This is a genomic window from Prevotella sp. CAG:592 (assembly GCF_000436015.1).
GTDB classification, from domain to species: domain Bacteria; phylum Bacteroidota; class Bacteroidia; order Bacteroidales; family Bacteroidaceae; genus Prevotella; species Prevotella pectinovora.
This window is the reverse complement of sequence record NZ_FR892523.1, coordinates 1-19,385: the sequence shown is the minus strand read 5'-3', so window position 1 is coordinate 19,385 and position 19,385 is coordinate 1. Positions and strand designations below refer to the sequence as shown.

Annotated in this window: 13 protein-coding genes and 1 riboswitch; of the genes, 4 read left to right on the top strand and 9 right to left on the bottom strand. The window is 49.2% G+C overall.

The genetic code is table 11. The features are described 5' to 3' along the window. Positions 1-91: 91 nt before the first annotated feature. Positions 92-329: riboswitch (cobalamin riboswitch) on the bottom strand. Positions 330-575: 246 nt separating this feature from the next. The 9 genes from QVO99_RS02735 to QVO99_RS02695 all read right to left on the bottom strand — a co-directional run bounded on the left by QVO99_RS02735 (position 576) and on the right by QVO99_RS02695 (position 9,715). Next, positions 576-1,358, bottom strand: coding sequence for an ABC transporter ATP-binding protein (locus tag QVO99_RS02735; protein WP_022316058.1), 783 nt, complete (start codon positions 1,356-1,358; stop codon positions 576-578). A gap of 72 nt (positions 1,359-1,430) precedes the next feature. Next, complete coding sequence (locus QVO99_RS02730; protein WP_022316057.1) at positions 1,431-2,177, bottom strand: MlaE family ABC transporter permease; 747 nt, start codon at positions 2,175-2,177, stop codon at positions 1,431-1,433. A gap of 21 nt (positions 2,178-2,198) precedes the next feature. Beyond that, positions 2,199-2,648 (bottom strand): lipoprotein, encoded by a 450-nt coding sequence (locus QVO99_RS02725; protein WP_022316056.1) that lies wholly within the window; start codon positions 2,646-2,648, stop codon positions 2,199-2,201. 8 nt (positions 2,649-2,656) lie between these two features. Next, positions 2,657-3,970 carry a ribosome biogenesis GTPase Der gene (der, locus tag QVO99_RS02720; protein ID WP_022316055.1) on the bottom strand — a complete coding sequence of 438 codons (1,314 nt, stop codon included), beginning with the start codon at positions 3,968-3,970 and terminating at the stop codon, positions 2,657-2,659. A gap of 156 nt (positions 3,971-4,126) precedes the next feature. Next, the gene (gene era / locus QVO99_RS02715) at positions 4,127-5,008 is read right to left on the bottom strand and encodes a GTPase Era (protein ID WP_022316054.1); all 882 of its coding nucleotides are present in this window, start codon (positions 5,006-5,008) and stop codon (positions 4,127-4,129) included. Positions 5,009-5,256: 248 nt separating this feature from the next. Then, positions 5,257-6,270, bottom strand: coding sequence for a beta-ketoacyl-ACP synthase III (locus QVO99_RS02710; protein WP_022316053.1), 1,014 nt, complete (start codon positions 6,268-6,270; stop codon positions 5,257-5,259). 7 nt (positions 6,271-6,277) lie between these two features. Continuing rightward, complete coding sequence (rpmF, locus tag QVO99_RS02705) at positions 6,278-6,463, bottom strand: 50S ribosomal protein L32 (RefSeq protein WP_022316052.1); 186 nt, start codon at positions 6,461-6,463, stop codon at positions 6,278-6,280. Positions 6,464-6,469: 6 nt separating this feature from the next. Continuing rightward, positions 6,470-7,006: a YceD family protein gene (locus QVO99_RS02700; RefSeq protein WP_022316051.1), complete on the bottom strand. Its 537-nt coding sequence runs from the start codon at positions 7,004-7,006 to the stop codon at positions 6,470-6,472. Between the two features lie 357 nt (positions 7,007-7,363). Then, positions 7,364-9,715: a hypothetical protein gene (locus QVO99_RS02695; RefSeq protein WP_288176891.1), complete on the bottom strand. Its 2,352-nt coding sequence runs from the start codon at positions 9,713-9,715 to the stop codon at positions 7,364-7,366. A gap of 335 nt (positions 9,716-10,050) precedes the next feature. Here QVO99_RS02695 and QVO99_RS02690 point away from each other — a divergent pair, with 335 nt between their 5' ends. The 4 genes from QVO99_RS02690 (at position 10,051) to QVO99_RS02675 (ending at position 18,995) form a co-directional block, all read left to right on the top strand. Next, a complete protein-coding gene (locus tag QVO99_RS02690; protein ID WP_288176890.1) occupies positions 10,051-13,206 on the top strand; it encodes a hypothetical protein in 3,156 nt (1,051 codons plus the stop codon). Between the two features lie 219 nt (positions 13,207-13,425). Beyond that, positions 13,426-13,899, top strand: a complete 474-nt coding sequence (locus tag QVO99_RS02685; protein WP_022316048.1) for a hypothetical protein — start codon at positions 13,426-13,428, stop codon at positions 13,897-13,899. 52 nt (positions 13,900-13,951) lie between these two features. Continuing rightward, entirely contained in the window at positions 13,952-15,313 is a 1,362-nt protein-coding gene (locus tag QVO99_RS02680) for a hypothetical protein (protein WP_022316047.1), read from the top strand. 352 nt (positions 15,314-15,665) lie between these two features. Continuing rightward, positions 15,666-18,995, top strand: coding sequence for a T9SS type A sorting domain-containing protein (locus QVO99_RS02675; RefSeq protein WP_022316046.1), 3,330 nt, complete (start codon positions 15,666-15,668; stop codon positions 18,993-18,995). The last annotated feature ends 390 nt before the right edge of the window (positions 18,996-19,385 follow it).

Sequence of the window (19,385 nt, the reverse complement as noted above, 5' to 3'; positions counted from 1 at the left end):
CCAAACATCATGATTCCCTCGTGCGCCTTCCTCGAAGCCCATGAGAGACAGCAATGGCATTTTCTCCCACCATATATATAATGGATACTATACGCCATGTGTCGCAATGGCAGGTCTTCTGACTTGCCGCCCGGTATCGAACGCCTTCCCGTTAACCTCCAACAATCGTTAGACATTTCATAATAACAGATTGGAGCTATAAGAATTTCCAGTGGCTATTGTTCGACCCTTTCATAAGGGGCGGCTCACAGCAGCGGGACTGTCCGGGATTTCCACCCGATTCCCTTTTAATCACCCGTGAGGGCAAACCGCTTGCGATATACTTTGCAAAGATATGCTTATTTTCTTTCTTGTCCAAATCTATGCTGACATTTATTTCTGCCGACTATGTTCCAGTCTTGTTACAATAAAGCGCCGGAACACGTCAATCACTGATTGAAACGTGTTCCGGCGCTATGTGTATAGAGCTTGTCTGCCCTTTGTCTTCCTGTTGTTCTGATAGGATGGTCAGGTTTCCTGTCGGCGCTGTAGATGGTCCTTCTCTATAGGCTATGGTTATCCTCGCATCTTTCGCCTTATCCCTTTTTCTTTTCCTTCATTTCCTTCATCTCGCTCTCCTTCATCTTCTTGAGCAGGTCGCTGGCAAAGATGAAGTCAGTCAGTTTTTTGTTTGTCGAGCCCATGATGTCGGCGCTCTGGCCTTGCCATTCCTTCTCGCCTTGGTATATGAAGATGATGTTCTCGCCGATACCCATCACGGAGTTCATGTCGTGGGTGTTTATTATTGTGGTGATGTCAAATTCCTCAGTGATGCCGTGTAGAAGGTCGTCGATAACGAGCGATGTCTTAGGGTCGAGACCGGAGTTCGGCTCGTCGCAGAACAGGTATTTAGGGTTCAGCGCTATCGCTCTGGCAATCGCCACACGCTTCTGCATACCACCAGAAATCTCGTCGGGGAATTTCTTCTCCGCATCCACGAGGTTCACTCTGTCGAGGCATTCCTGTGCGCGGCGAACACGCTCGCGGTAGTTCATGTTTGAAAACATGTCGAGTGGGAACATCACGTTCTCCAGCACCGGTAGCGAGTCGAAGAGGGCGGCGCTCTGGAATATCATTCCCATTTCGCGTCGCATCATCACCTTCTCCTTCTTGGACATCGTCACGAAGTCGCGACCGTCGTAGAGCACCTCGCCGCTTGTCGGCGTGAGCAGTCCCACCAAGTTCTTCATCAGCACCGTCTTGCCGCTGCCGCTCTGTCCGATGATAAGGTTCGTCTTGCCGCTGTCGAACACGGTGCTGATGTCTTTCAGCACCACCTTGTCGCCAAACGACTTGCATAAGTTCTTTATCTCTATCATAAATCAGTACCTTTCGCCCTCCTTATGTTGTGTTCTCTCTTTCTCTCTGTATGTTCTCGTCTCTCCGTTCCATCAGCTCAGCAGCTGAGTGAGGAACACGTCGGAGCAGAGTATCAGTACGCTGCTCGTCACCACAGCGTTGGTGCTCGCCTTTCCCACCTCCACTGAACCGCCTTCCACGGTATATCCGTGGTATGACGACACGCTCGATATTATGAATGCGAAGAAGAGGCTCTTGATGATGCTCATCCACATGAACCATGGATTGAAGCTGTGTTGCAGTCCGGCAGTCAGGTCGTCAGGACTGAGCACCTGTCCCACGTATGCTGTGGCGTAGGCGCCTAATATTCCCGTTGCCGACGAGAATATCACGAGGAACGGCATTATCGTTATCAGTCCCATCATCTTTGGCAGAATGAGATAGCTGGCAGAGTTCACTCCCATTATCTCCAGTGCGTCAATCTGCTGCGTCACTCTCATCGTGCCGATCTCAGAGGCGATGTTCGACCCCACCTTTCCGGCAAGGATAAGACACATGATTGAAGATGAGAACTCCAGGAGCAGAATCTCTCTCGTGGTATATCCTGACACCCAGCGTGGCATCCAAGGACTCTGGATGTTGAGTTTCATCTGTATGCAGATCACGGCTCCTATGAAGAATGAGATGAGGAGCACGATGCCGATGGAGTCAACTCCCAGTCCGGACATCTCCTTCACGTATTGTTTCATGAACATACGCATCCTTTCAGGGCGTGCGAACGAGCGTCCCATGAGGATGAGGTATTTGCCGAAGCTCGTAAGATATTTGTGTATTAGCATTTTCTTCTTTTTGTTGATTTGTCATCTCATCATCCACTTCTCACCAATCTTCACCATCGGCACCACCACTTCCTCTTTTGTACTGTCGTTGAAGCAGAGCAGCAGGAAGGCGTTTGCGTCGACGGATGATCTGGCGCTGTCAGTGCGGCAGTCGACAATCTGTATGTCGTAGATACCTCCATGGTCTTTCTGCATCTGAAACAGGAACATCTTGGAGTTCATGACGAGCTGCTTGCGGTAGTTTTCCGGTATGCGCCCGTTGCGGTATGTCATATCGGTGAAATATTCATATCCGCCGTTTCTCAGACTGTCGTATATTTCCTTTGCAGCTTCTGCGGCAGCCATATCCTTTGTCTTGCCGCCTTCCGACGACGAGCACGCCGACATCACTGGCGCGAGCAAAGTAAAAATCAAGGCTGCAATGCATGCCATAAGACACGCCTGCAGCTTTTCTGTTATTCTGTTTGTCATCGTATCCGTTACTTCTGACGTATGAAGATGTTTATTGGAGACCCCGTGAGCTTCCAGTTCGAACGTATCTTGTTCTCCAGGAATCTCTTGTAAGGCTCCTTGATATACTGAGGCAGGTTGGCGTAGAACACAAATGATGGTATCTGTGTGTTAGGCAGCTGCGTGCAGTATTTTATCTTTATGTATTTTCCCTTTATTGATGGTGGCGGATAAGCCTCTATCAGCGGCAGCATCATCTCGTTGAGCTTTGATGTGCCTATCTTTATCTTACGGCTCAGGTACACCTCCTTGGCAGTCTCCAGCACACGGAAGATGCGCTGCTTCGTCAGTGCCGAGGCGAAGATGATAGGGAAGTCAGTGAATGGAGCCATGCGGTTGCGGATGGCGTTCTCGAAGGTGTCCATCACCTTCTGGTCCTTGTTCTCCACGAGGTCCCACTTGTTCACCACTACCACGAGCGATTTGTTGTTCCTCTGAATGATCTGGAAGATGTTCATGTCCTGTGCCTCGATGCCTCTCGTTGCGTCGATCATAAGGATGCAGACGTCAGAATGCTCGATGGCGCGGATGGAACGCATCACGGAGTAGAACTCCAGGTCTTCGGTCACCTTGTTCTTGCGGCGGATGCCGGCGGTGTCTACGAGATAGAAGTCGAATCCGAACTTGTCGTATCTCGTGTAGATGCTGTCGCGGGTCGTTCCGGCAATCTCCGTCACGATGTTGCGGTCTTCGCCGATGAATGCGTTGATGATGCTGCTCTTTCCTGCGTTTGGTCTTCCCACCACGGCAAAGCGTGGTATGCCTTCTTCGAGCAGTTCGCCGCTGTTGTCTTTCAGTTTCGCCACCACGTCGTCGAGCAGGTCTCCCGTGCCGCTTCCCGTAGCCGAGCTGATACACATCGGGTCGCCGAGTCCGAGCTTGTAGAACTCAGCCGCATTGTATATCAGGTCGTTGTTGTCTGTCTTGTTTGCCACGAGAATCACCGGCAGCTTCGTGCGGCGCAGAATCTGTGCCACGTCCATGTCCCAGTCTGTCACTCCCGTGGTGATGTCCACGAGGAAGAGGATGAGGTCAGCCTCCTCAGTGGCGATGAGCACCTGCTTGCGGATTTCCTCCTCGAAGATATCGTCGGATTTCACTACCCATCCGCCGGTGTCCACCACTGAAAACTCCTTTCCGTTCCAGTCGCATTTGCCGTATTGACGGTCGCGTGTCGTTCCTGCCACGTCGCTCACGATGGCTTGGCGGGTCTTCGTGAGGCGGTTGAACAACGTTGACTTACCCACGTTGGGGCGTCCTACTATTGCTACTAAATTTGCCATATTCTGTTTTCCGTTTTTCTTTTTTGTTGTTTTCTTTCCGGGATTCTTGGATGCTTTCGGATTGTCGGTTCAGAATGTTGCTCCGTCAGTGTCCTGTTTCACCTCCCGTTTTCCTCAGAGTTCCTGTTTCCTCAGGTTTGTCCCCGTCTCTCCGGCTTAGTCCGGATTATATCCGAAGCTGTCCAGCTCCCTCTTAGAGCTGCGCCAGTCTTTGTCCACCTTAACGAACAGTTCCAGATAAATCTTCTTGCCGAAGAACCGTTCGAGCGACTTGCGCGCTTCCGATCCCAGCTTCTTCAGTGCCACACCTTGATGTCCGATGATGATGCCTTTCTGTGAGTCGCGTTCCACATAGACTACAGCGTGGATGTTGATGCGCTTATCGTCCTCCTTGAACGACTGCACCGATACTTCCACCGAGTATGGAATCTCTTTGTCGTAGTAGAGCAGGATCTTCTCTCTGATTATCTCGCTCACGAAGAATCTCGCCGGCTTGTCGGTCAGCTGGTCCTTGTCGAAGTAGGGTGGGGAGTCGGGCAGCAGCTCTTTTATGCGTTTGAGCAGCATGTCCACTCCGAACTTGTTCTTTGCCGAGAGCGGCAGTATCTCTGCGTCGGGCAACAGAGAGTGCCATTTCGTTACGAGCGTTCCGAGCGTCTTCTGGTCGCTTTGGTCAATCTTGTTGATGAGCAGTATCACGGGGATGCTCATCTTCTGCACCTTTTCCAGAAACTCCATGTTCTTCTCCGGATTCTCCACCACGTCGGTGACATAGAGCAGCACGTCGGCATCCGTCAATGCCGATTCAGAGAAGGCGAGCATCGACTCCTGCAACTTGTAGTTCGGTTTCAGTACTCCTGGGGTGTCGGAGAATACTATCTGTGCGTCGTCGCTGTTCACGATGCCCATTATCCTGTGTCTTGTGGTCTGCGCCTTGAATGTGGCGATGCTGATGCGCTCGCCCACCAACTGGTTCATTAGCGTGGATTTTCCCACATTCGGGTTTCCCACGATGTTCACGAATCCTGCTTTGTGCATTTTATCTGTCTTTTTTATTTGCAAATATACTGAAAAATTGTTGTACGCCAAACATTTACCTTTCAATATGCGCCATTTTGACCTTTCATTGCCTTTTGTCGGACATCCTTTCCGTTGTTTTTGTGGTAAGTTATTATGTTTCCGTCACTAAAATGGCGTTCTGACAAAAAAACGCATCTGTATGACTTCCGTCATTGCAGATGCGCTTTATCTGATATAAAGATTTTTTGTTTCAGTCAAGGAGTGTGTTATCCCTGCTCCACGGTGCTGCCGTCGTAGCCCCATTTGTAGTATGAAGCTCCGTGAACGAAGCCTGCTCCGAAGGCAGTGAAGATAAGGTTGTCGCCCTTCTTCAGCTTGCTCTCGTTCTCCCAGAGAGCCAATGGAATAGTGGCGGCAGAGGTGTTTCCGAAATGCTCGATGTTCACCATCACCTGCTCCATAGGAAGCTCCAGACGCTTTGCCACAGCCTCAATGATGCGGATGTTAGCCTGGTGAGGCACCACGAAACGGATGTTGTCCTTGTTCAGTCCGTTGCGCTCGGCGATGAGTGCACAGTCGTTGCTCATGCTTGTCACTGCATAGCGGAACACGGTGCGTCCCTCCTGATAGAGGTAGTGCAGACGGTGGTCCACAGTGAAGTGTGAAGCCGGGCATACAGAACCGCCAGCTTTCAAGTGCAGGAATGGCAGTCCATGTCCGTCGCTGCGGAAATAAGAGTCTTTAAGACCCACGTCTTCTGTCGTTCCCTCCACGAGAACTGCAGCTGCTCCGTCACCGAAGAGAGCACAAGTGCTGCGGTCGGTATAGTCAACCACAGACGACATCTTGTCGGCTCCGATAACGATAATCTTTTTGTATCTTCCGCTCTGGATCATTGAAGCGGCAGTATCGAGCGTATAAATGAATCCACAACAAGCCGACCACATGTCGAACGCGAAAGCGTTCTTCAGTCCGAGCTTACCCAACACGATGGATGCTGTAGACGGGAACTTGTAGTCCGCCGTACTTGTGGCTACGATAATTGCGTCGATGGTGTCCGGGTCAACTCCCGTTTTCTTCAGGAGCTGTTTTGCCGCTTTGCGTGCCATATAAGAGGTGCCGATACCCTCTTCGGTGAGAATTCGGCGCTCTTTTATTCCGACACGCGTCATAATCCATTCATCGTTGGTGTCGACCATTCTCGACAACTCCTGGTTGTTCAGCACATAGTCAGGAACGTACCCTCCGATGCCTGTGATTACTGCGTTTATCTTTTCCATGACGGTATTATTCTGCAGTCTCCTTTACGATAGCAACCTTGCCTCTGTAGTAACCGCAAGTAGAGCATACTGTGTGATATACATAGTAAGCGCCGCAGTTAGGGCATACTGCCAGTGTAGGAGCTACTGCCTTATCATGAGTTCTTCTCTTGAGTGTACGAGTCTTTGACTGTCTTCTTTTAGGATGTGCCATTTTTCTTTAATCTTTAATTATTGATTTTAATTTTTCTAATTCACTCCATCGTGGATCCACTGCCGTTTCGTTTTCCTCCTCCGAGCTTCGGGCTGCGGAGTGCTCCTCGAGAGCCTTTATCATTGCAGGATTGCATTTTCCAGGTGCATGCACATGCTTGATGGGAATGTCGAGGGCTATGGATTCATATACGAACCATGCGGTGTCGAGCACTGCGTCGTCCTTTTCCACCGTCACGATGTCGTCTTCGTCTGAGTATTCTTCTCCGAGCTTAGCCAGCAGCCTGTTGTCTGTGCATATCGGCTGGTCCATGTCGTCGAGACAAAGGTCGCAAGGCACTTTCACAGTGCCCTCGGCATGGAAGTCTATCTCGTATAGTCCTGACACACTTTTGCGTGCCGAAATAGAGAGCATCACATCGCCGCTCTTTATCTCGTCACTCTCTGCCGCCTCAAAGAATTCGTCTCCCAAGTGGCAGCTGGTGCTCAATGCGCCTGTGTCCAGACTCTTCAGGTCTATCTTCAAAGACTCTAAGCTTTCCATCTGTTTTATCAGTAATGTGTAAATGTACTATTTATACATTTGGGTTGCAAAGTTACAAATATTTTTTGACTTGATTAAACTTTTGTGTCTTTTTTTACTTTTTAGGGACAAAATGGGGCCTTTCTCCAAGTTCTTGCTGCATGATTTGTCCTAAATCGGTCGTCAACGCTTGCATGTTTTTTGTTTTTTTAGAAGAGGGATTTCGTCGGTTCTACAATATGTCCATTATCCTTCATCGATGCCCTCCGGTCAGAAATGAAAACCGAGATCACTCTAAATGGAATATATAAAAATGAGGGTATGTCATATAGACACACCCTCATTCGAGATTATTTCAGATTATAGTTTATCCGAGTCTTACTTGATGACAGCAATCTTGATAGACTGCTTGCCAACCTTAACGATGAATGAGTTGTCAGCAGGCATAGCCATCTTGATAGAAGCGTTGCCGCTCTTGTCAGCGTTCAGCTCAGCACCGTTCATGCCGAAGATGTGAACCTCCTCACCGGCAGGGTTGTTGATAACGAGGTTGTCGCCCTGCATGAATACAGTAGCAGACTTCTTGCCTACCTCAGTAGTCTTCTCGATACCTGTAACCACATTCTCAGCTACGAGTGTAGGTTTGCTCCACTGGCTTTCGCAGAATGTAGCACTTGTGAACTGGTCAGCTGCCTGTCCGAGACGTACAGACTGCATGCGGTGGTAAACATCCTTGCCGGCTGTCTCGCCAACCAATGGAATCTCCAGTGAGAGATACTTCTCGCCGTTCTTCTCTACTTCCACACCCTCTACGCGGTAGTAGTAGTCGAATGACTTCATGAATGTGTCGCCAGCCTTGTAGTTCTGCTCAATCTTGATGTCATGGATATACAGGTTAGAAGGAGCGTATGTAGCGAATACACCGAATATCATGTCCTCTGAACCGTTAGAGAAGCTACAAGTAGTGGTCTTCCACTCCTTGTCGTTTGTATCCGCGATGAACTTTGTCTCACCCTGTACGTAGTCGTCAAGCTCCTGGTCGTATACGAATGTTGCCAAAGCAGCGTGAGCATATACAGGATTGTTGTCCTGATCTACATAGCCTTCAGCGCACTCACCCTTCAGAGTGATGGTAACGTCGAACTTGCCGTTGTCCTTAGAGAGGTCAATTGGAGCACACTGCAGGGAAGCGTTTTCGCCGTTGAAGAATGACTGGTAACCGTCGATTACGAGGGCGTCCTTATAGAGAGCCCAACAGTATGCCGTCCATCCAGACATCTTGTCAAGACAAGTGTAAGTACCTGTTAATGCGCGTGGGTCTGGCTCGGTAGTAGAATACTTAGGAGTGTCATACTGCTCTACTATCTCGCCCCAGCTTGTCGCCTTCCACTCGAATCCGTCGTTGTAAGGCATGCCCTCGAAGTTGGTGTCCACAACTGCCAACTTTGTGTCCTCAGTGATCTTGTTTGCAGCGAATGCCTGATAGCTGTAGCGCTCAGCTCCAGGAACCGGCTTCCACATTGCTGTGTACTTAGAGTCAGCATAGCTGTCAACGAGTTCCAGTGCAGGAGCTACTACGCCGAGGATCTGCTTCTCCTCGTTAGACTCCATAGAAACATGGTTGCCCTTCATTGCGCGAACCCTGTAGTAGTAAACCTCGCCGTTCTTTGCGTTGTTCACCTGGAGGAAGTTGTCAGTTGTCTCCTCGTCCTGCAGCAGGTAGTCGCCGATAGTCTCCTGGGTGCCGCCCATGTCGTTCTGGATAACCTGCTTTGTGTAAACGTCTACGAGATACTTGTCAGCGCCGTCCACCTTGTCCCAAGCGAGCTTGAAGTTGTCTCCCTTGTAGTATTTCATCTTCAGGTTCTCAGGAGCGTTCACGAATGGCTTCAATACAGAAACCTTGATGTTGTCGATATAGAAAGAGTTTCCGTAGATATCGCCGCCACGCTCCAGAGCGCCACGCTGTCCTATGATGTTGAAGATAGTAGACTTGTCAGCACCGCGGAAAAGGATTGTGTAAGTCTTTCTCTCGCTGTTGATTTCAGGAAGAGTGAGGCTTCCCAATACATTCCATTGTGGACCCATGCCGTTTGTCTCTGCAGCCTCTACCTGAGAGATGAAGTTTGTGCTCTTGGCGTTGTCTGTAAATGCGTCGAACTGGAGGAGAACGTCGCCCTGATACTTAGAGCAGTCGATGAGGCAGGTATTCACATGACTCTGTGAGTATTCGCAATCCTCATCGTCGTCCTGCAGATACATGTAGAGGGCACCGCCGGCAGGGAAACCGTTGTTTACACCCCAACGGCTTACAGAACCGTGCTTCTCGTCATAAACACCCTGTGTGTTCAGATAGTCAGGGTCGAAGCTGTACCATGGAATTTCGTATTTATGTCCATCGTAGTCGTCAACCTGTGTAAATGCCTTATACAGGTTTGTGTTGAAATCAGGGTTGCCGACGCTACCTGTCGTCAGCTTAGAGAAATCCTCATAGAGCAACTCCTCGAATTCACCGTACTTGGCGTAAGGGTTGGTGCCGTCAGCCTTCTTTACAGAGAGCAGCTGCATCTTGAATCCCTGCTTCTTGCCTTCGGCAGCCTTCTTTACGACAGGAGCCTCAGACTGAAGTGAAACCGGGGCTGTCACCTTGTTCTGTGAAGCCTTCTCTCTTGCCAGGAACTGTGCACTTGCAGGGGTGAACATCAACGCACATACACCTGCAAAAAACATTTTTTGGGTAAAGTTTTTCATCACGTAAGTTTTAAGTTTTTCTTAAATTGTGGAGACCGAGAATGAGTTTACCGTCGTGTTGCTCCCTGCGCCTAAGCGCAAATGTTTATTGTCTTTTATGCTAATTAATTATACTCTGGAATGCTGCCAAGACATGCAATAAACGGATGATACAAAACCATAGCCGTCTCCAACACCATGAATTTGCTGCAAAAATACAAAAGTTTTTCAATTAATTACAACTATTTGGAAAAAAAATATAACTTTGCATCAAAATTACCTTTAATATTTAAACTATGTCTGCATTAAAAAGATTTTCATTGACATTTGGGTGTATGCTTACAATTTTGGCTGCCCCCATGGCACAGAACGCAGTGCCGGCACGCCAGGTAGGCAATATCTCTGGCGATTTTATACCGAATCAAGTAGAAAAAGGCTTGCGTCCACAGTGGGCGAAGAGCATCATGAAGGCAAACGCCGACCGCCCTTATATATATAATGTAAAGGATGGCGAGGCAGACATCTTCGGACAGATGCGCTACCAGAAGAACATGAAGGGAATGGGACTCATCAAGCTCACTTCAGACAATCCCGGAAAGTTCGAGTGGATTCGCGACTATGGCTACATCGCCGGTACTACACCTATCCTCACCGCCGGAACATACGTGGGCGACGAGTATTACGCTTTCGAGACCACATTCTACAATAATATCAACATGCCGAAGGCAATCAGCGTGGTGAACATCAACACCGGTGAGTATGTGGCAAAGAAGATGATACAGAATCCTACAGACAGGAGACCTCTCATCCTCGACGAAATGACCTACGACCCCAAGACAGACAGAATCTTCGGTCTGAACTACGACACCGACGCACAGACATCCTATATTTATGAAATCGACCGCACATCCCTTGAGCTGAAGCACGTGGCCACCATACCATCGCTGATCTTCACCCTCGCTGCCGACAACGGATGTCTCTACGCCATGAGCATGACCGCCAGAGGAAGTATGCTCAACAAGATTGAAATCTCGAGCATCAACGCTGCCGCCAAGACCTGCACCATGACAAACACCGGTGTGGATACGGGAGTGAGAATGGGCGACTACAGCCAGTCCATGGAGTTTGACAAGACCACACACCGTCTGTGGTGGCTGGCACAGACAGAAGACGGCGGAGCATCTTTCGTGGAGCTTGATGCAGAGACCGGTGAGGCAAAGAGCAAGACCTCTCTGAGCAACGACCTGCAGCTCCTCGCCATGGCAATACCTTATCAGTATGTGCCAGACGCAACACCGTCTTATCCGCGCAACTTCACCGTTGCCGCCGATGCCAATGGCGCTCTCAGCGCTTCGCTCTCTTTCACTACACCAAACCTGAACTACCGCAACGGCAGCCTCGCAGACCTCTCTGGTGTGAAGGTGTACCGCAACGGCGAACTGGTGCAGACCATATCAGAGTCATCACAGAACAAGGCTGTCACATGGACAGACACACCGTCTGCTGACGGATACTATATATATAAGGTGGTGCCGTACAACGCTTCAGGCGACGGAGTATACAAAGAGTATGCAGCTTTCGTGGGCGAGGACCTTCCGGGCGAACCACAGAACGTCACCGTTTCGGCAATCGGCGCCAACGCCACAATCTCTTGGCAGGCTCCGGCAGCAGGACAGCAGGGCGGATATTTCGACGCTGCGTCTTTGAAATACGACGTTGTGAGAATGCCAGACAACGTGACCATCGTATCCGGAACTACATCGACAAGCGTTACCGACGCCGTGTCTGAGACAAAGGGCTATACATACGTTGTGACTCCGGAAAACAGAAAGGGCAAGGGAACAGCAGCCACATCAAACAGCTTGAGCTTCGGTCCTGAGGGCAACATCCCGTTCACATCATCGCTCCAGACCAAGGAGGAATTTGAAAGATGGCTCGTTGTAGACAAGAACGAAGACGGCGGCACATGGTATTTCGATGACAAGACAAATACCACTACCTACGGACGAACAAACAACGATGCTGACGACTGGCTCTATACACCGGCCTTCACATTCGACAAGAACAAGGAATACCAGGTGCGCTACACATACTGGACCATCAACTGGGTGTTTGACAACATGGAACCAATCTGGGAAAAGATGAGAGTGATGCTCTGCCAGGAGCCTGTCAACACCGGCAAGCAGCAGCTTATCTGGGACTGCGAGGAATTCCACACCGCATCGGGAATCTATTTCCACGGCAAGGACAACTTCCAGCCAGAGGAGAGCGGTTCAGCCCGCATCGGCTTCCAGGCTTACAGCGATGCTGACCACGGATTCATGTATCTGAAGGACGTTTCAGTTCGTGAATACAGCACTTCTGACCTCAGCGCCCAGCTGCTCACAGGTTCTAACGAGGTGAACTGCAACGTTCCCCAGAGATTCACCGTTGAAGTTAGAAACGAGGGTTCTGCTGTTGTAAACGACTACAAGGTAGTTCTTCTTGATGCCGACACACACGTTGTTATCGGTGAGAGCAAGGGAGTGGCAGTGGCTCCGGATCAGACTGTAGAGGTGCCTGTAGAGTGGTATCCAAGCGCTGAAGGCAAGATCAACGTTACAGCACGAGTAGAACTCGCTACTGACACATATCCGGCTGACAACACCATCGAGACACCAATCGCAGTGACCGTTCATTCAGAGAACGACGCAAGATGGATCAACCTGAATAACGCCAACAACCAGGGATGGCATACACCGTTCTATCTCTTCGACCCATACGCTGAGTGTCAGGCTATCTTCCTCGAGAAGCAGTTGCAGAAGAAGGGCGTGAAGTTCACAGGCATGCGTATCCCTTACAACGGCAACAGCGCTTCAAGCTTTACCTTCCCTGCCAAGATCTCTTTCAAGGAGACATCACGTTCACACGTGCTCAACGATGCAGGAACAAAGGCACTGTTTGAGACCGACGGCTTCACTACTGTATACGACGGCGACTTGACAGTATCCGGCGTTGGCCAGGGCAAGTATCTGGTAATCAACTTCCCTACACCTTATGAATATAAGGGTGGCAACATCTGCATGGATTTCGTTAGTCCATTGGGCAGCAATGTCATAACAAGCAATAGCGAACATCCGGAGTGGCTCACTGACTATGAGTTCCAGATCGAGTATCCTCGCACGGCATTCTGTAACGGCAAGTCAGAGCAGTCAGCATTGGCAGAAGTTTACGGTACAGAGCACACACCGGTAATCAGCCTCTCTTACGAGGGAATCGGTGAGACTGGTATAATCACTGTTTCAGGCAATGAGCTTGGCATCACACGCAACGGCAATGTGCTCAACTTCGCTGTAATCTGCGATGAGGCTCAGCTCTTCAACCTCGCTGGTAGCCAGGTGGCTGGTGCAAGCAACGCTTCATTACTCAACGTGGCTGGTCTGTCGAAGGGCGTTTATCTGCTGAAGGTCAAGGTGGACGGCGCTGTGAAGACAGTGAAGGTGACATTGTAAGCCGGTTGACGGATATGCAAGTTGACAGACAAGTTGGTTGACATGCTGACTCTTTGATTAAAGAATGTCGATACAACCAAGTATATGATAAAGGCAAGGCATAATATATGTATATATATCAGCCTTGTCTTTTTTTATGCATCTTAAATGTTAATAATTCTCCAAACTCTTTGACTTTTAAAAAGAAATTCATACATTTGCAAAAAATTTAATTATATTATGAATAAACAGAAATCATGTTTGGTGGCATTGGCTATGTTTGCCTCCGCTTCGGCATTTGCCGACAATGCGGAGTCTCTCGTCTTCTATGGCGTCCAGGGAAAGGCCGACAATGCAGTTGAGCTTACCAATTTTAGAAAGATCACGTTCGGTGAGAACGGCTTCAACGTGCTGAGTCAGGATGGCTCAACGCTGCAGCTCAACTACGGTGACGTGAAATCAATCAAGTTCAAGGATCTTGTAAACGGCATCCAGTCCGTTACGAATGGCAATGCGTCCGAGATGATGCTGCATTTCGATGGACAGTATGTATGGGCAGACGGTGCCAACGGCCAGCAGGGTGCTGTGTATAGCATCAATGGTCAGCAGATGATCGGTGCCCGTCTCGACGGTTCGCGTATCAGCGTGGAGAGCCTGCCGAAGGGTGTCTACGTGTTCAAGGCTGGCGGCAAGTCTATCAAGTTCGCCAAGTAAGCCAAGTTAATAACCAGTTCAATATTAAGGAAAACATTAATAATTAAAGAAAATGAAAAAACTATACTTCACAATAGTATTCGCGCTGCTCGCATTGGTAGGCAACGCACAGACAAACCCTAACCGTGTGCTTGTAAGAGACGTTAATGGTGCGATGACCGGCTACTTAGCAGAGCGCATCGACAGTATCTTCTTCGGTAAGGTAGAAGGTAAGGTAGTGGCTGAGATCACTTTCGACAGCTTCACCAAGACAGACGATGGTGCTGAAATCCAGTGCAAGGTAAAGAACAGCCCGGCCTGCAAGGGCTTCAAGCTCGCTTGCGTTGCTACAAACGTTGCAAAGAACATGACTACAGAGGCTCAGAAGGCCAATTATATCGACAAGTATGGCACACCTGTCATGTATGATGATTTCTCTAACGGTGCCAAGGTGACAATCCCTTCAGCAGACCAGAAATTCGTTGATGATTCAGAGTATACTCTTATGACTCTCGGTTTCGATGAGTATGGAATCGGTTGCGGTGTGTCTGAGGTTACTTTCAAGACTCCTAAGGCTGCCCTCGCCGGCAAACCTACTGTTACTGCAGAGGTGTCTGAAGTTACTACAACTTCTTTCAAGATCACCGTCACTCCTAACGAAGACTGCTACGGCTACTATGCTTGTGCATTCGATGTTGCAAGCGGTGGTATCCTCGGTACATTCAATACAATGGGCTCATTCTTCGGCTTCGCTAACGTTGGCGATATGATCAAAGGATGGGGCCAGATTGAGCATAGCGGTGTTGAGACTATCGAATGGAAGTACCAGGAGCCTGGCTCTGAGTATGAGGTTGGCATCGTTCCTGTCGACATGAACGGTAACCTCGGTGACTATATAATTGTCAAGGTTAAGACTGTTGGTGCCGGTGGTGACGGAGCCGCTTTGGTTTCTACTGAGGTTCCAGCTGAAGAGTTCTACAAGTACACAGCTGAGGATCAAACAATACAGTATGTACAGCGTGTGATCTTCACTCCTAACGATCAGACAAACATCTATCGTGACGGTCTTGTTGAGGCTGATGAATATGACAAAGACCCTGAGTTCTACAACAAGATTGTTCTCTTCCCAGAGCAGACCACAATTTACACCAATCACACCGGTGTTGACAGCTTCTTGTGGAACGTTAAGGCAAGCACAAGATACTATGCCATCTCTGTAGGTCAGAACAATAAGGGCGAGTGGGGCGAAATCTGCAAGTTCGAGTTCACCACTCCAGATGCTTCAAAGGCTGAGTGGCTCCAGGGTGAGGCTAAGCCTAAGGCAGTAGTTGCAGGTGTTTCTGCACGCCAGTATTCTGCCACTACAACAGTTTCCAAGGGTGCTGTAGCTCCAAAGACTCTTGTTAAGGGCGGAATCACAATGACTGTTAAATAAACAGAACTATATCAACCTTGGCTGCCGGGCGAATGACCTCTGGCGGTCAAGGGTTCCTTTTAATATCTCAATCGACTTTTTTTTCAGGGCAATCGACATTAGTAAACCCTATATCCTTGGTCCTGGCATAACGTCGGTTCTGATTTAAAGGAACGTTCCACGACACAACACTGCAAGTCTGACCGACATATCAGCTTGCGTTCCGCAGGATTTCAGTGGTGACACTGTGACCGGTAAATGAAAAATACAAGTAAAGAAGGCAAGTGATGACACTACAACCTGCACACAACAAAATACACGAATGAGTTTTCGTTTAATATGACACATGTTTAATCAATTAACCTTTAAGAAAATGAAAAAAACATTTCTTACTTTCCTCTTTGCTGGGGTTGTGGCCTTCTCCGCATTCGGACAGCAGAAGGTCAAGACATTCCCGACACTTGAGCGTACCAAGGCTAAGTCGCCTGCTAAGGTGGAAGCCCCGTCTTACGCTCCTTCGGGAATCGACGACAAGGCACTCGGAACCAAGATCTACGCAACACAGATCGAGGACGACTCAAAGATGCGTAGCTGGCTTTATTTCAATACCTCTTACCCAGGTAAGCTGAACCGCATCAGAGAGTTTGAAAATGCTATCGGTGAGCAGCTGTATGGTCTCTTCCTTGGTTGCTGGGGTGGCGACAAGTATTATGGATTCTATGGTGCGGCTGGCCTGAATCCCAGCATGCCTAACTTCGAGTGGCGCGGCTTCCAGGATTTCGTGTCCCTCGATGTCGAAACCGGTGAGACTACCTCAATCAAGAATTTGCGTGAGGGTGATAACCCTTATACCGTAATTTGGTATAACCAACTTGGTGATCAGGCTTTCCCTGTCATCCAGGACATGTCTTACAATCCTTCAGAAGACCAGGTCTATGCAATGGCAAAATATCAGAAGGATAAGAATACAGATGCTGTTTCTATCCTTTATACTATAGACAAGGAGACTGGTGAACTGAGTCCAGTTAAAACATTCCAAGACCAGATTCTTGATTTCTGCTTCGACTACGAAGGCAACATGTATGCCGTAGCTATTTATTGGACTAATGCTGAGGACGGAGGCTTCCAGTGGTCTGGTACGCTTCTCAACAAATACGATGCAGAGTTCGAGAAGGTAGACGGCAAGCCAATGCGTATCAAGGATATGGACAAGAAGGACGTACTCGTAAACGGTTACGGCTCTCTCTCGTTCGACTATACGACAGGCGACCTCTATCTCGCTTCCCTCATCGCAACTACAGATGGTTCAAGCAACTACGACCGTTTCGTGAAACTCAATCCTACGACCGGCAAGTATGTTGACTATCCACAGTCTTTCTTTCCTGGCAACATGATCGTTGGTATGTATATCCCTTACTTCAAGGCTGACAACCGTGATGCAGCAGGTCGCGTTACCGACCTCACAGCTACACCTAACCCACAGGGTGCTACCGACATTACGCTCGCTTGGAAGAACCCTACCACAACATGGGCTGGCGACGAGCTGAAGGAACTTGCCAATGTGCAGATATATCGCAAGAACGCTTCTTATACCAAGGGCGTGAATTCTTCAGAAGAGCTCTTTGCCAATTCCAAGCTTATCGCTACCGTTCCTGCTACAGCAGAGAACATCGGTAAGGAGATGACATGGAAAGACACTGAGCCGGTGACTGGCATCAACACATATTATATCGTGCCATGCCGTGTGGACGGTGAGAAGGGTGTGCCAGACAGCATCCGTGCCGTTGCCGGTAATGATATCCCTGGCGTTGTGACAAACTTCACTGCCGCTCTCGATGGTGAGAACGTCAAGCTCACATGGGATGCTCCGGTTGACGGAAAGAACAACGGTTACGTTGACCCTGCTTCTCTGAAGTATGACATCGTTCGTAACCCGGGCGAGAAGACAGTTGCTTCTGACCTCGCGGCTACTACATTCACCGATGAGGAGGTTGCTTCTCTCGTTAGAGGCAAGTACACATACACTATCGTTGCCAAGACACCGGCAGGTGTGAGCGACGCTGTGGTTTCCAACGATGTTGAGGCTGGTATTCCACCACTTCCACCAGTGAAGTTCGGTACAGAGACTGAGGATGAGGCTGGACAGTGGACAGCATTCGAGAACCCGATGACTGCCGATGGCAATGTATGGAATTATGCAGATTGGAACCACACATATCAGCTCACTGTTTACGCTGGAGTAGGTGAGGACTGGACTGCATCTCCTGCATTCCGTATGGAGAAGGGTAGGACATACCTCTTCACTTCTAGGTTCAACAACGGTTGGCCTGAGGTTGGTCACACAATCGGCCGCTACGTTGGTACAACTCCTACTCTCGAAGGTATGACAGAGAAGATCGGTGAGGAGACTGAGTATAGCGCTTCTGGTTACATCAATCCGATCGTGACATACGAGGACAAGTTCACTGCTCCTGAGGACGGTATTTACTACTTCGGTTTCCGTATATCAGACAATACAGATTACGATACATTCAACTTCTATGGCGTAGAGATTGAGCCTATGTTTGCTAACGACATCAAGGCTCTCGACCTCGAGATCTTCGGTGGCGACGCTGTGAGCGGCAACTACAACAAGTGCAAGGCTAACGTCAAGAACAACGGTAGCGAGATTGTCGAGGCTGGTTCTTACAAGGTTGAGGTACTCCAGAACATCGACGGCGTAGAGACTGTTGTTGGTTCTACAGAGGAGACTCCTGTCGTTCGCGCTGAGTCTACAGCTGATGTTAATGTAGAGTTCATACCGCAGGGCGAGGGTGACTATAACTTCTCATTCCGCGTCGTTTACTCTAAGGACGAGTTCAACGGCAACAACACTTCTGAGGCTAAGAAGGTAAATGTTATCCCATTCGGCGACGCTACTCCATGGTCTATGGTAGTTACTGGCGAAGATGAGTGGGATGCTACTTACACTCCGACTTGCTGTGTAGGCGGCGTCAGCGGTTCACAGTCTATCTATCTGAAGTCAGACTTCGCCGAGAAGCCAAGCGACTCTAACATTATCGAGCGTATCGGTTATGAGTATGACAGCAACGGCTTTAATGATGCTCTTCCTATCGGTACATTCACCGTATGGATGGCAAACAGCGACCTCACAGAGTTCACTGATGCTTCTCAGTGGCTTGATGAGTCTACTATGACACAGGTCTTCAACGGTCCTGTTACTCTCTATCCTGGCAATGACAACATGCTTTCACTGCAGCTCGACACTCCATTCGAGTATGACCCAACCAAGAGCCTCGTTATCTGCGCTCAGCAGGAGGGTTCTGTAAATCCTCAGTTCCCTGCACTGTGGAGAGTATTCAACTGGGGTGGTGCTCGCAACAGATCACTCCGCTTCTGGGCTCCTAAGGCAAAGAGCACATTCTGCGAGGCTTCTGCAGCAGCTCTCTTCGTAGGCTTCAAGCAGAATCTCACTGGCATCCAGGATGTGAACAACGGCGCAGCCGGCAATGTTTACTACAATGCTGAGACTGGCAAGCTCGTTCTCGGTGGTGCTCAGGCTGATGTGTTCGACCTCAGCGGTAAGCTTGTCCGTTCTTACAACGGCGTATCTCAGGTGGCTCCAAGTCTCCCAGCAGGTATGTATGTTGTTAAGGCTCGCACTGCCAATGGCACACAGAGCGTAAAGGTGAGTGTGAAGTAATCTTTTGATAAACAATACAATCTATACGGACCTGTCCTTTCCTTCGGGTGAGGATAGGTCTTTTCCGTTTCTGTCCATGCCGTAGGCTGGGGACACAACGACTTCATCCACCCTTTCATCTGTCCTGTCCTTCCCACAGTAGAGGCTTATTACTCAGCCACAGACATCAGCCCCCTCTCGTTCTCCCCCGAAGGGGAGATGCAGGTTACTCTAGTTTGTGGGTAAGCCATTGAATATCAGACAACCGAGAGTATCTGTCCCTCCCCTACGGGGGAGGATAGGTGGGGGCTGAAGTCAATAGTAGGTGTAATCAAGGTATCTGAAGTGGGAGCACCATAGTGCTCGCAAATCCGGCTTAATCCCCCCCCAGGCCGTCCGAAAACGACACTT

Excerpts from the sequence above, each read along its gene's own strand:
- era (WP_022316054.1), bottom strand. The coding sequence starts at position 5,008 with ATGCACAAAGCAGGATTCGTGAACATCGTGGGAAACCCGAATGTGGGA.
- QVO99_RS02685 (WP_022316048.1), top strand. The coding sequence starts at position 13,426 with ATGAATAAACAGAAATCATGTTTGGTGGCATTGGCTATGTTTGCCTCC.
- QVO99_RS02690 (WP_288176890.1), top strand. The coding sequence starts at position 10,051 with ATGCTTACAATTTTGGCTGCCCCCATGGCACAGAACGCAGTGCCGGCA.
- QVO99_RS02730 (WP_022316057.1), bottom strand. The coding sequence starts at position 2,177 with ATGCTAATACACAAATATCTTACGAGCTTCGGCAAATACCTCATCCTC.
- QVO99_RS02680 (WP_022316047.1), top strand. The coding sequence starts at position 13,952 with ATGAAAAAACTATACTTCACAATAGTATTCGCGCTGCTCGCATTGGTA.
- rpmF (WP_022316052.1), bottom strand. The coding sequence starts at position 6,463 with ATGGCACATCCTAAAAGAAGACAGTCAAAGACTCGTACACTCAAGAGA.
- QVO99_RS02700 (WP_022316051.1), bottom strand. The coding sequence starts at position 7,006 with ATGGAAAGCTTAGAGTCTTTGAAGATAGACCTGAAGAGTCTGGACACA.
- QVO99_RS02710 (WP_022316053.1), bottom strand. The coding sequence starts at position 6,270 with ATGGAAAAGATAAACGCAGTAATCACAGGCATCGGAGGGTACGTTCCT.
- QVO99_RS02675 (WP_022316046.1), top strand. The coding sequence starts at position 15,666 with ATGAAAAAAACATTTCTTACTTTCCTCTTTGCTGGGGTTGTGGCCTTC.
- QVO99_RS02735 (WP_022316058.1), bottom strand. The coding sequence starts at position 1,358 with ATGATAGAGATAAAGAACTTATGCAAGTCGTTTGGCGACAAGGTGGTG.
- QVO99_RS02695 (WP_288176891.1), bottom strand. The coding sequence starts at position 9,715 with ATGTTTTTTGCAGGTGTATGTGCGTTGATGTTCACCCCTGCAAGTGCA.
- QVO99_RS02725 (WP_022316056.1), bottom strand. The coding sequence starts at position 2,648 with ATGACAAACAGAATAACAGAAAAGCTGCAGGCGTGTCTTATGGCATGC.
- der (WP_022316055.1), bottom strand. The coding sequence starts at position 3,970 with ATGGCAAATTTAGTAGCAATAGTAGGACGCCCCAACGTGGGTAAGTCA.